Source organism: Anaerorhabdus sp. (genome assembly GCF_036637135.1).
Taxonomy (GTDB): Bacteria; Bacillota_I; Bacilli_A; order Erysipelotrichales; family Erysipelotrichaceae; genus Anaerorhabdus.
On sequence record NZ_JAVWNC010000001.1, the window covers coordinates 26,253 to 39,839 of the forward strand.

At 33.0% G+C, this 13,587-nt stretch carries 11 protein-coding genes; 4 read left to right on the forward strand and 7 right to left on the reverse strand.

The genetic code is table 11. The annotated features are described in order from the left end of the window. Positions 1 to 29 precede the first annotated feature (29 nt). From RR643_RS00105 to adhE, 3 genes are all read left to right on the forward strand, one after another. Positions 30 to 299, forward strand: a complete 270-nt coding sequence (locus RR643_RS00105) for an acylphosphatase (RefSeq protein ID WP_332481957.1) — start codon at positions 30 to 32, stop codon at positions 297 to 299. Positions 300 to 458: 159 nt separating this feature from the next. Further along, positions 459 to 2,183 carry a hypothetical protein gene (locus RR643_RS00110; RefSeq protein WP_332481958.1) on the forward strand — a complete coding sequence of 575 codons (1,725 nt, stop codon included), beginning with the start codon at positions 459 to 461 and terminating at the stop codon, positions 2,181 to 2,183. 139 nt (positions 2,184 to 2,322) lie between these two features. Next, positions 2,323 to 5,001 (forward strand): bifunctional acetaldehyde-CoA/alcohol dehydrogenase, encoded by a 2,679-nt coding sequence (gene adhE, locus RR643_RS00115; protein WP_332481959.1) that lies wholly within the window; start codon positions 2,323 to 2,325, stop codon positions 4,999 to 5,001. Positions 5,002 to 5,101: 100 nt separating this feature from the next. Here the strand turns inward: adhE and RR643_RS00120 are convergent, their stop codons facing one another. Together RR643_RS00120 and RR643_RS00125 are read right to left on the reverse strand one after the other, a co-directional pair. Then, positions 5,102 to 6,070 (reverse strand): alpha/beta hydrolase, encoded by a 969-nt coding sequence (locus RR643_RS00120; RefSeq protein WP_332481960.1) that lies wholly within the window; start codon positions 6,068 to 6,070, stop codon positions 5,102 to 5,104. Beyond that, positions 6,060 to 7,352, reverse strand: a complete 1,293-nt coding sequence (locus RR643_RS00125; RefSeq protein ID WP_332481961.1) for an MFS transporter — start codon at positions 7,350 to 7,352, stop codon at positions 6,060 to 6,062. Before RR643_RS00125 ends, RR643_RS00120 begins: the two co-directional genes overlap by 11 nt. A 240-nt stretch (positions 7,353 to 7,592) precedes the next feature. Between RR643_RS00125 and RR643_RS00130 the strand changes: the two genes are divergently transcribed. Beyond that, positions 7,593 to 9,326: an alkyl sulfatase dimerization domain-containing protein gene (locus RR643_RS00130; RefSeq protein WP_332481962.1), complete on the forward strand. Its 1,734-nt coding sequence runs from the start codon at positions 7,593 to 7,595 to the stop codon at positions 9,324 to 9,326. 68 nt (positions 9,327 to 9,394) lie between these two features. Here RR643_RS00130 and RR643_RS00135 read toward each other — a convergent pair whose 3' ends face one another. The 5 genes from RR643_RS00135 to cls all read right to left on the reverse strand — a co-directional run bounded on the left by RR643_RS00135 (position 9,395) and on the right by cls (position 13,531). Beyond that, positions 9,395 to 9,832 carry a threonine/serine exporter family protein gene (locus RR643_RS00135; RefSeq protein WP_332481963.1) on the reverse strand — a complete coding sequence of 146 codons (438 nt, stop codon included), beginning with the start codon at positions 9,830 to 9,832 and terminating at the stop codon, positions 9,395 to 9,397. Further along, complete coding sequence (locus RR643_RS00140) at positions 9,832 to 10,590, reverse strand: threonine/serine exporter family protein (RefSeq protein ID WP_332481964.1); 759 nt, start codon at positions 10,588 to 10,590, stop codon at positions 9,832 to 9,834. The genes RR643_RS00135 and RR643_RS00140 overlap by 1 nt, the downstream gene beginning before the upstream one ends. Continuing rightward, positions 10,577 to 11,260 (reverse strand): peptidoglycan recognition protein family protein, encoded by a 684-nt coding sequence (locus tag RR643_RS00145; RefSeq protein ID WP_332481965.1) that lies wholly within the window; start codon positions 11,258 to 11,260, stop codon positions 10,577 to 10,579. The genes RR643_RS00140 and RR643_RS00145 overlap by 14 nt, the downstream gene beginning before the upstream one ends. A gap of 14 nt (positions 11,261 to 11,274) precedes the next feature. Then, on the reverse strand, positions 11,275 to 11,832 hold the full coding sequence (locus RR643_RS00150; protein ID WP_332481966.1) for a manganese efflux pump MntP: 558 nt from the start codon (positions 11,830 to 11,832) through the stop codon (positions 11,275 to 11,277). A gap of 169 nt (positions 11,833 to 12,001) precedes the next feature. Continuing rightward, positions 12,002 to 13,531: a cardiolipin synthase gene (gene cls / locus RR643_RS00155; RefSeq protein ID WP_332481967.1), complete on the reverse strand. Its 1,530-nt coding sequence runs from the start codon at positions 13,529 to 13,531 to the stop codon at positions 12,002 to 12,004. Positions 13,532 to 13,587: the final 56 nt, after the last annotated feature.

Consider the following 13,587-nt stretch of genomic DNA (forward strand, 5'->3'; position numbering starts at 1 on the left):
ATGATATAATGTTTTTAGAGGAAGGGATTATGAAAAGATATTTTGTCATTGTCGAAGGACAAGTTCAAGGTGTTGGGTTTAGAAGTTACACTCAATTATGTGCTATAAAGAACAATTGTACAGGTTGGGTGCGTAATATGGATAATGGTATGGTTGAAATCCAAATTCAAGGTGATGAAGAAAGAGTTGATAAAGTACTTCGCATGTTAAAAGATGGAAATCAATTTATCAAAATTTCTGATATAACGATGAAAGAAATCCCTTTAATCTCATCAGAACGTTCCTTCAAATACAGATAGAGTTGCTTCTAAGAAGTAACTCTATTTATTTTCCTAATTTGCTTTATTCATTTTTATAAATAAAAAGCACAATTAATCAAAATAGACTCCTTTTGTTTTCATTGACAACCGTAAAGAAAGGGAGTAAGTTATTCTTAAGATTACACATGTAGACTGGAGATGGTATTTATTAAAAAGAAAATGATTAATTTTTCAATTATGATTTTGTTTTGTTTTGTAATTACACTCATCTTTTGCTATCCCTACCTAAATGATGCGATCTTTATCGGTCCGGATACTGCTTTTCATATAAATCGGATCGAAGCACTTAGTATTGCGATTCAAAATGGTGATTACTATCCTCGACTCTTTTTCCATCAAAATTATAACTTTGGATATGGTAGTCCAATGTTTTATTCTTTTTTCTTTCTTTATTTTCCTGCTTTCATGCGAATAATGGGTATTGGGGTTTATGATACCTATCACATCTTCTTGTTTGTGTGTGCTTTTCTAGCTGCAATCGCGATGTATAAATGTGCTGAACTTGTATTGAATAAAAAAAATAAAATTTATATTTGGTTTACTGTCCTATTTTATATTTGGAATTGTTTCTATATGTCAGATTTCTATAAACGAGGTGCTGTTGGTGAAACACTTGCCTTTATTTTCATCCCATTAGTCATTATGGGTATGTATTATTCAGTATATGGAAGCTTTAGGAAACAGTATATTTTGGTTATTGGATTTTGTGGTTTATTACTATCTCATAATATTTCATTTATCATCATGGTTGTTGCTTATGGTATTTATTTATTACTGCATATTAAAATTTTACTTAAAAATCGCAAACGTATTATTTGGATTTCCTTTATTACAATTACTTGTGTTCTATTAACTGCATTCTTCACATTTCCTATGTTAGAGCAACTAGCAGGTGGTAGTTATCGAATCAGTGATTATTTTGGTACAACATCCTTATCAGATTCCGCAATGAATTTTTGGGATATTTTTGACTTCAGAACTGATGATAGTAAATATCTCTGCGATTCATTAGGTCCTTTCTTGTTGTTTGTGCCTTTGTTTTACATCTTTACACGAAATAAAAATAAATTAATTACATTCTCTATCATTATTGGTTACCTTATGGTTATCATGACAACAAAATTATTTCCCTGGGAACATCTTAAGTTTCTAAGTTTTCTGCAATTTCCAACACGCTTACTAGTACCTGCTGCTAGTTTTTTAGCATTGGGTGCTGGATATACAATTGCTTATCTACCATTAAATAAACAATACAAACCATTCTTCAACAAAGTTATGTTGATTTTAGTTGTCATTATAGGTGTTTTGCAATTATTTGGTTACACACGAACACCTGGTATCATTACGCGATTAACTCAAGGTAATGAACTTGCGAATGATGAACAATTTTTAGGTTCTGTTGCTTGGTATAATTTATTAGAAGTTTCATCACCTGATTATTTACCAATTAAAACAAATGTAGACCATCGAATGCATGGAACAGTTGTCCTTACTAATAGTGAGGATCTCATTACCGTAAACAGTCCTTATGTAGGCTACAATAACTTTACATTTTCAATACCTGTTGTACGTGAAGGCACATACTATGTAGCACCTCTTACTTATTACAAAGGCTATTACGCAGAAATATATAAGAATGAACAACTTATCGAAAAAGTCAAAGCTTCCGCAGATCCTGAAACTGGATTAGTACGTATTGAACCATCACCAACTCAAGAAGATGATGCACATGTAACGATTCATGTCCTTTATCAAGGCACACTCATCCAAGTTATATCAGGATGGATTTCTGGTATTTCAGTCATTTTATATTTAATCTTTACGTCCATACAACAACTTAAAAAAACAAAGAAAATTAAATGAAAACGGTATCAAAAAATATAATTTAAAAATGAAAGCGATTACTTGTGATTTTTTTTAACTTTTGCTATTTACAAGCATATTTTCATGGTGTTATACTTCAATCGTTACAAAGTGAAAGTTTTCACAATAGGAGGAAATCATGGCAGTTAAGAAGTTAACTAAAAAGAGTACTAAAGCAACTACTGAAGTTAAGAAAGCTACACCTGTTCAAGAACCTGTAGGAAAAACAAACGTTCCTGAAGTCAATGAAAAAGTCGCAAAAGCATTAGTCGCTTTAGACAAATATGCAAATTACGACCAAGAAAAAATCGACTACATCGTAGCAAAATGTTCTGTTGCAGCATTAGACAAACATGGCGATTTAGCTAAGCTTGCAATTGAAGAAACAAAACGTGGTGTCTTTGAAGACAAAGCAACTAAAAATCTATTCGCTTGCGAATATGTAGTAAATCATATGCGTCACCTTAAAACTGTTGGAGTTATTTCTGAAGATGAAGTTCAAGGTTTAACTTACATTGCAGAACCAGTTGGTGTTGTTGCAGGTGTAACACCTGTTACTAACCCTACTTCAACTACAATCTTCAAATCATTAATCTCATTAAAAACTAGAAACCCAATTATCTTTGGATTCCATCCAAATGCACAAAACTGTTCAGCTGCAACAGCAAGAGTAATTTACGATGCTGCTATCGCTGCAGGTGCTCCTGAAGATTGTATCCAATGGATTGAATACCCTAGTATGGAAGCTACTAACGCATTAATGAACCATCCAGATGTTGCAACTATCTTAGCAACTGGTGGTAACGCAATGGTTAAAGCAGCTTACTCATGTGGTAAACCAGCATTAGGTGTTGGAGCTGGAAATGTTCCTGCATACATTGAAACAACAGCTAATTTAAAACAAGCAGTAAATGATATCTGTTTATCAAAAGCATTTGATAACGGTATGATTTGTGCATCTGAACAAGCTGTTATCATCGATAAAGAAATTTATGCTGATGCAATCGAATTATTCAAAAATTATAACGTTCACTTTGCAAGTAAAAAAGAAAAAGAATTATTAGAAAAATATATGTTCGGTGTAACTGCATATTCTAAAGATGTTGATGCAGCTCGCTTAAATCCTGTTGTAGTAGGACGTCCTGCTGCATGGATTGCAGAACAAGCAGGATTTACAATTGATCCAAAAACAAGCATCATCGCTGTTGAATGTAAAGAAGTAGGACCTAAAGAACCAATGACAAGAGAAAAATTATCACCAGTTCTTGCCTTCCTAACATCTGATTCAGTAGAAGATGGATTAAACAAATCAGAAGCAATGGTTATGTTCAATGGTATTGGACATAGTGCTGCAATTCATACTATGAACGCTGATTTAGCTAAACGCTTCGGTGAAAGAATTAAAGCATGTCGTATTATTTGGAATTCTCCAAGTACTTTCGGTGGTATTGGTAACGTTTATAACTCATTCATTCCTTCATTAACATTAGGATGTGGATCTTATGGACATAACTCAGTATCAGATAACGTTAGTGCAATCAACTTACTAAACATCAAGAAAATTGGTAAAAGGAGAAATAATATGCAATGGTTCAAAGTACCATCTAAAATCTACTTCGAAAGAGATTCTATTGAATACTTACACTCAATGCGTGATGTTGAAAGAGTATTCATTGTAACTGACCGTTCAATGGTTGATTTAGGTTATGTAACTCGTGTAACTGACCAATTAGAAGGCAGACGTAATAAAGTACAAGTTCAATTATTCTGTGATGTTGAACCAGATCCAAGTATTCAAACAGTTAAAAAAGGTTTAAGCCTAATGGAAGCATTTAAACCAGATACAATCATCGCTATTGGTGGTGGATCTAGTATGGATGCTGCAAAAGGTATGTGGTTATTCTATGAACAACCAGATGTAAACTTTGATGATTTAAAACAAAAATTCATGGATATTCGTAAACGTGCATTCCGTTATCCAGAATTAGGTAAGAAATCAAAATTAGTATGTATTCCTACTACTTCAGGTACAGGTTCAGAAGTTACTCCATTCGCTGTTATTACTGACCGTGAAGAAGGTAAAAAATATCCATTGGCTGACTACTCATTAACTCCAACTGTAGCAATCGTGGATCCAGCATTAACAATGTCATTACCTGCATCAATTACTGCTGATACTGGTATGGACGTATTAACTCATGCTACTGAAGCTTATGTATCAACACTTGCTAATGACTTCACTGATGGTCTTGCATTGCAAGCAATCAAAATGGTATTCGAATATTTACCAAGAGCTGTAGCTAATGGTAAGAATGACCCTGAAGCTCGTGAAAAAATGCATAATGCAGCTACTATCGCTGGTATGGCTTTCGCAAATGCATTCTTAGGTGTTAACCACTCAATCGCACATAAGATTGGTGCTGAATATCATGTTCCTCATGGACGTGCAAACGCAATCTTAATGCCACACGTAATTCGTTACAATGGTACTAAACCAGAAAAACCTGGTATCTGGCCTAAATACAATTACTACAAAGCAAATGAAAAATACGCTGATCTTGCAAAACTTCTTGGACTAAAATTCAAGACAGTTGAAGAAGGTGTTGAAGCATATGCAGCTGCTTGTGGTAACTTAGGTAAAGACTGTGGAATCAAGATGGCATTTAAAGATCAAGGTATCGATGAAAAAGTATTCAAAGAAAATCTTGAAAAGATTGCTTACCTTGCTTATGAAGACCAATGTTCACCTGCTAACCCTCGTGTACCAATGGTTGAAGATATCAAACAAATTATGCTTGAAGCATACAAAGGTTTCTAGAAATTAAGATTACAGCTTCAAAATAAAAAAGAACTCAACAAAAAAGATATTACTGATTTTCGAAAGTAATATCTTTTTTAGTACAAACATACACAAATCATCAAATTGAATCCGCTAAGGTCGTTTGTTTATTCAATACATCTGTTTCAATAATTCTTATCATCTTGGAAGGCTCTTCGAAACATGGACTATGCGCAGATTCTAAAAAAGTGTAAAAACCTACCAATGGAGCATGAATTTTTTTAGCATATTTTTTTGCAAGTTGATAAGATACTTGATAATCATATTTACCTTGAAAAATATAAACAGGAATTTCTAACTTCGGTACTGCAATCATGTAATCCTTGTTCGTGACTTCATCAAACAAAATATCCATCGATAACTTCATACCTTTCAAGTATTTTACTTTTTCTACCATTGTATATCGTTTTGTCCCCAAGATTATTTTTGAAATCTCAAACATTGATATTTTATTATGCATAACGCCAACTCCCAGTTTTGTCATACTTTTTGTTCTTGTCATAAGATAGGAGTTTGGTATTGGCTTACCTTCAACTAGTTCATATTTTTTTAACTTCCTTAAATTTTTCTTGTCATCTAATTTCTCAAAAGCAGTGCACATATACTCATATCCTAGTCTCTCCGAGAGATCTTGATTCGTTACTTGACCGATACCCATATAGGCTTCAAATACAAAGGGGTTTTGTTGAACTGTTAAAATTCCTAAAACAGAACCCCAAGAATGACCCATTAAGTAAATTTTATCTTTTTTAAATCGCTTTCTTAAATAAACTGTAACAGCTAATGTATCGTCAATTAATTGCTGAACATTTATCAAATTTTTATTCATCTTTGAGTCATAACTAATTCCACTACCTCTTTGTTCCCACCAACAAACTGTAAAAAGCTTATCCAATCCTGTTGGAAACTTTTCACACATTGCTATCATTGGTTGGCCTGGTCCTCCATGTAAGAATAAAAGAACTGGTTTACTTATGTCCTCTGTTTGTATGAACATTCCCTGATCAAGATCATTAATAGGTACCATTATTTTTTCATCAATTCTCATATTCAGTCTTCTCCCTTAAATTAAATTCATCAAACTCATTTTGTATCATACTCTTAAATACTTTCTTACTCATAAAAGTGAAGTATGCAAGTATACCCATAACTAAACAGCCAATGAACACGCCTTTTATTCCAATCCACAAAACGATTCCACTTACAATAAATGACATAATTGGAGTCGCTGCTTGACATGAAGCAATGAGAATTGCATTAACTCTTCCTAAAAAGTTAGGTGCTACGATTTTAACTAAGAGTATATTTGCGTAAGTATTCAATAAAGTAATTAGGACCCCTGATACTGAAAGTGATATAAATAGTAGTATCGCTGTCAAATAATCATTTGTGCTAATTCCACCGATAATTAATGGTGCTGCGTAAATAAAAATAAGTGCCAATCCGCCAATCTTTACAAGTTGATATTCATTCATTATCTCACTAATTTTTGGAAAAGCAATAGACCCAATAATACTACCAAATGCAAAACTTATTCCAATGATTGATATCATTTCATCTGATGAATGAAGTACTTCTTTTATTAATGGTATTTGAAATGCATTAAACGGTGTCATGATTGCGTTTAAGATTACTGCAAGTAGAATTATATAAATAATAATTTTACTCCCTTTTATAATGTTAATTCCCTCGTTAAAGTCAGTTAAAAAACTTGATTTCACATCGCTACGCCCAATCTGAATTGGTTTATAGTGTACAAAAATCATGACCAAACTACATCCAACAAACGCAATCATATCAATTACCAAAGCTGTTTGAATACCAAACAGTCCGATAATAAAACCAACACTACCCAGCCCTATAAGTTCAACCGTACTTTGCAACCCTTGATTCAAAGATACTCCATAGTCATAATCCTCAGGTTTTAATAAGTGAGGTAACATCGCTGATGATGTTGGTAATCGAAATGCTTCCGATGTTGAAATGACGAGTGTTGTAATGATTAAGTGAGTTACATTTATCCATCCTTGTGAATAACCAATTAGTACAAATCCAACACATGCAGCTCGAATGATGTCTGTAGAGATTAAAACAAATTTCTTATTGAGCTTATCAACAAAAACCCCAAGAAATGGTTGAAGCAAAATTGTAGGCAAACGATTGATTCCAAAAATTAATGCTGAATAGACTGGATTATTAGTAATTGCATATACTATCCAAATAAATGCAATGCTATCTAAACTATCCCCTAATCTATTTAATACATTGGCAAATGCATATGCAATAAAATTCTTTTGCTGAAGTAATTGCTTATAAGTTCTCTTTTCCATAATTTCCCTCGTTTCTTAGATGAATTTTAATGAATTTTACCCAGTTGCGACCACCTACTTTACTTTGAAAAGGCGCAACTATGAGTTTCAATTGCTAAGTTCACATAAGAAAACTTTACTTTTTGACTTACAACCCCATCTACAGGAAAAAATTATAATAAATTAGAATTACATCCTTAGACATTCAAATAATTTTATGATTATATTTAATTATAGATTAAGTCAAAAGGAGATATTAAAATGGATACAAATCTAGCATTTACCAAAAATTCTTCACCCTTTGTTAATCAAAGGTTACTTGACCATTCAAAAGTAATGGAACAAAAGATTTACCAAGTTGCAGGTAATGTTTATTCTGCTGTTGGTTTTGGATTACAAAATCCATTAATGATTGAGGGTGATGATGGTATCATCATCGTTGATCCAGGTGAATCTCTAGAATCATCGATTCACATCCACAATGAGTTTAGAAAGATTACAAATAAACCTGTTAAAGCTGTTATTATTACACACTTTCATCCAGACCATTGGGGAGGTATGAAAGCTTATGTTACACAGGAACAAGCTGATAAAAATGAAGTTATCGTCGTATCACATGAGAATTTCTTAAAGAATGTTTCTTCATCCAATGGCCAACTTGCAGATATTCGTATGGGTAGAGCCATTTGGATGTATGGATCAATTTTACCTAGTGGTGAACAAGGTGTCATCAATGAAGGTGCAGGACCTCTACTACAAAAAGGTACGATCCAAATGGTTACACCAAACACGACGATAAAGAATGGTGAAACACGTGATATGACAATCGCAGGTGTTCACTTAGAGATTTTCAATTGTCCAACTGAAACAGATGATCATCTATTAGTTTATATAAAAGATAGTCGATTACTTCATCTTGCGGATGCAGTTCAAGCTGAAGCATTTCCTAATTTATACACCGTTCGTGGACAAAGTAGAGATGCCGTTGTTTGGTATAGAGGTTTAGATAAAGCAAGATCTTACAATCCCGCTTATCTAACTGGTGCACATATGCGTCCTGTTGTTGGAAATGAAGAAAGTATGAAACTTCTTACTGATTATCGTGATGCCATTCAATATACACATGATCAAACAGTAAGATTAATTAATCATGGGTTAACACCTGATTACATCGTTGATGCATTAAAACAATTACCTCCACATTTGTACCAACAAGAACGTATTGGGGAATTCTATGGAACTTTCAAACAAGCAGTAAGAGCTATTTACGATACTTACATTGGTTGGTTTGATGGTAATCCAGCAAGTTTAAATACTTTGTCACCAAAAGATGAAGCAATTAAGATGGTTGAACTTTTAGGTGGCCGTGACGCCGTTTTAAAGGCATGTGAAGATGCTTTCAGTAAGAAAGAGTATCAATGGTGCGCTCAACTTGCAAACTATCCTATACGCGTTAAAAAAGACGATATGGAAATACGCAAAATTAAAGCCAAAGCAGTGAGAGAATTAGGCTATCTATCAGAAAACGCAACATGGCGTAACTGGTATTTAACTTGTGCCCTACAACTTGAAGGAGCATTTGATGCCATTGCCTCACAAGCTGGTCCAAATGGTGGATTCCCATCTTTCTCTAAAACAATTGTGGAATTACCAACAGAAGCAATGTTTGAATCATATAAATCAAAACTTAATGGACCAGAAAGTAATCAAGTTCATTTATTACTCAAATGTATTATTGATGAAACAAGAGAATCGTTTACATTAGAAATTAGAAAAGGTATTCTTGAGATTCATCAAAATTCAGATTTACCATGCGAAGAAACTATCATTGCATCAAAAGAAACTTTCGCAGAAATTATGGCAAAAGATATCACAATTCATGATGCAATTAAACAAGATAAAGTCATTGTAACAACACCACATTATGTTGAAACATTCTTCAACTATTTTGATGGATATACTTCATTTATACATATGCCTTTCACATTTGAGTAAACCTAAACATTAACTAATCCCTCCTTATGATAAAAGTAGGATACTCTTCACTTAGAGTATCCTACTTTTCATTTTGTATGATTTACTCTTTTCTTAAAGAGTAATTTAGTAAAGGTTGAAACAAAGATCGTTCCCAATGCCAATGCTCCGGCACTTGCAAATGTATCAATACCAGTCAACATGGCTTGATTTGAGTTACCTTGAATGATTTCAAGCATGGTATAGTACATTCCTTTTCCAGGTACTAAGATGATAAGTGCAATAATAAGAAAGACTGTAACCGGCATCTTTAATTTACGTGCACAAATTTCACCAAAAATACTGAAAATCATCGAAGAAATAAATAAGGAAACAATGTTGGTTGAACCCATCATCATTTGTAACTCATAACATACATAACCAATAGTTCCACCAATTGCCGCTGCAATTAGTGCTTTACCATGAACATTAAAGATAACACCAAATCCCAATGCCGCAAGAAATGCTCCAAAGATAGAAAATATCATTAAATCATACCTCCTAAGCTAATCCAAATTGTCATCGCAATACCACTTCCTAATGCCACTGCAATCGCAATTAATAATGCCTCGACACCACGTGCTGTACCACTAACCAAATCACCTGCAATTGAATCCCGTATGGCATTGGTAATTGCCAACCCTGGCACAAGTAACATAATTGTACTTATAATCACTGTATTACGATTTGCGATGAGATGTATTTGTTCAAAAATAAGTGCAGAAAGTGTAATAAAGATAGCACTCATTGAAATAGTAAAAAATGAATTTAACTCTTTTGCTTCAAATAATAGCGTACAGTATCTTACAATTACACCTAATATAAATGCACACAATGCATCGATCCATGTTCCTTTAAATAACAATGCAAATCCAAAGGTACAAATACCCGCAAACAACACATTGGTAAGTAAACTATATGTCTTTGTTTCTACTATATGATTCAATTGTGATTCAAATTGTTCAACATTCAGAATACGTGCATCTCTTGATAACTGATTAATCTTACCTATTCGATCTAAATTTGTACTACGCGTACTAATACGTGCTACTTGAGAATAGGTTGTCCCATCATAAATAGAACTTAACATAATCCCTGTTTGCGTACAAAAACAGTTTGTATCCACCATTTCATAGTTGTTACAAATTCTTACGATTGTATCTTCAACGCGATAAGTTTCCGCACCACTTTCAAGCAAAAGTGATCCGGCTTTTATCGCTAATTGTATTACCTTATTTGGATTCATCTTTTAGTTCCTCTGCCTTTAGTTCATTATACTCAATTTCTATCATTTCTAGAAACTCTTTTGTTTTTCCTTCAGTAATCAAGCGATGTGGACATATTTTTCCTGAGAAATCTTGATGAAATTTCACATCATCAATTGTTAAATCATAACTATCCATTAATACCGCTACTAACTTTGCAGTATTACTTAATGTTTGATTGTAATTCCCTGTTTGATTCACACACATTTCAATGCCAATCCCTGTCATGTTACCACCATCTTCAGTTTTCTTATCACCGGCATGCCATGCAACCTCATGATCTGGCAAATGATGATAGATCTCATGATCATCTACTGTATAATGCCAACTATTTACTTGCGATTGATCATTGTGTAAAAATGAGTTGTGATTTGATGAGGTCGCTGATGTCCCTCGATTATCTGTTTCATGGATGACTATCCACTTAATTTCTCGCTCAATTTGTGGTCTACGATCAGATTCAACTACTAAATAATCTGTAATTATTTCAACATCTTTAGCCCAGCTTAATCCTGCATCCTCTGTTGCGTAGATTCTTTTCTTTGGCTGATTCAAAAATAAAAATAAGCATCCTAAAATTCCCACTAGTACAATCAGTAGAGAAGTAATGCTTATTAAAACTTTTGTTTGCTTACTTAGTTTTTTTATCATGTTTTAATTATACACTAGAACATGTGTTCGATAAATATTTTCAAGCCAATAAAGACAAGAATAACTCCCCCTAAGAATAAAGATTTGGATTTAATGATTTCTCCAACCTTTTTGCCAAGTAATGCACCAAATAAACACATCGCAATGGTAACAAGTGTAATAATCATTGCTGAAGTATAAATTTGAATATCAAATAATGCAAAACTAATTCCTACCGCCATTGCATCAATACTCGTAGCTAACCCTTGTACAAGTAAGTCTTTCTTAGAAAATAGTTTACATCCATCACAAGATGCTTCTTCATGAAATGCATCCCAAATCATTTTGCCACCAATATATCCTAATAAGATTAATGCTATCCAATGATCTAGGTTTTGTATTAAATCTGAAAACTGTCTTCCTGCATAAAACCCCAGTATTGGCATGATACCTTGAAATAATCCAAAGGTAAGTGCTGCCAAAATCACATCTTTCTTTGTATAGTTTGAGTAAACCATACCATTTGTAATTGATACTGCGAAGGCATCCATTGATAACCCCAATGCTAATAAAAAAAGTGTAATGATATCCATTTTATCCTCCTACCAAAATAAAACCCATGTACCTAAAAATAAGATACATGAGTCTTGTTATTTAAGACAAACCAGATTTTTCAATCAGTATGTTGATTTGCCACATACATTGTATGCTAACTACTCCCTCACGAAGTCAATAAAGTATAACATAAATCTTTTTTTCTGACTACATTAATGGCGCAAAAAAGTTCAATACTGACCGAATTATTCGCTTAATAAGAATTTCGTTTTTACAATCCTCAATTGTAATTTCCATACAATCTTCTAATGTTTGTAAATAATCTTTCTTCATATCAAGTAGAGCTTTTGTATTGTACATCAACACACCACATTCATAGTGTAAATAGTAACTTCTATAATCCATATTAATCGTTCCACATATTCCCATAATATCATCTGAAACCATTGTCTTAGAATGAACAAAACCCGGGGAATATTCATAAATCTTCACACCCTCTCGAATGAGGGGTAAATAATTCGCCTGACTTACAAGGTGAACATACCATTTATCCGGAACATGAGGAGTCATAATACGTACATCTACTCCACTTTTTGCAGCCAACGTTAATGCCTTTTGCATTTCATATCCAATAACTAAATATGGTGTTTCAATATAAATGTATTTTTTTGCATTATTAATTAAATTCATATGTACATTAAGTCCCGCTTCTTCATGATCAGTTGGTGAATCACTAAACGGTTGAACATATCCCTCACTATTTTGAATATTGGTTTCTAATTTAAAATCAAGATAGTTTATTTTCTTTTGTTTCTTGACATAACCCCAGAATTGCAAGAACATAACTGTTAAACTCCAAACAGCTTCACCTTTTAACATAACTGCTGTATCTTTCCAATATCCAAATCGTACTACTTTGTTGATGTACTCATCCGCAAGATTAATACCTCCAACAAAACCTACTTGATTATCAATAACACAAATCTTACGGTGATCTCGATTGTTCATTTGTACAACCAATCTCGCTTTTAATGGATTGAACACGGCGCATTCAATTCCTTTTTCTTCTAAAGTCTTTTTATATTTTGCAGGCAATGTACTCACACATCCTGCATCATCATACATAACTCTAACTAAAACACCTTCTTTAACTTTTTGAACAAGAATATCCAGGATTGTATTCCAAAATACCCCTTCTTCTATAATGAAATATTCTATAAAAATAAAATGTTTTGCTTTCTTAAGTTCGACTATCATTGTTTCAAACTTTTCTTCACCCACTTTAAAGTATTCAACTGATGTATTACGATAGACAGGAAAATATGTATTCTTCCAAACATATTTAAATTGTTTATACGCTCCATAATTCAATCCTTCTACAAGCTCTAAAATCTCATTTTCTTGATTAATTAGTGGTAATGATTCTTGGATTGATGCTAACATATTTTTTTGTAATGCTTTTGGGACTTTCTTATCACCGAATAGTAAATAAAAAATACCACCAAAGATAGGCAGGATTAGTATCAAAATACACCATGCCAATTTAAATGATGGATTCCCTTGTTTATTGATTACATAAACAACCATGATGTAACTTAAGACAAGCAACACAAAGTTAACATTTCGATCAATCTCTCCCAGACGATATAATACAGTCATCATAAAAACAAGCTGTAATATGATTAATACTGCAACTGTAAATAACCGATTCGAGAGTAAACTTAAGATCTTCTTCATAATTCACCTACGTGCTTATTATAACAAAATCATCCAAAAGAGACTATAAATACTAT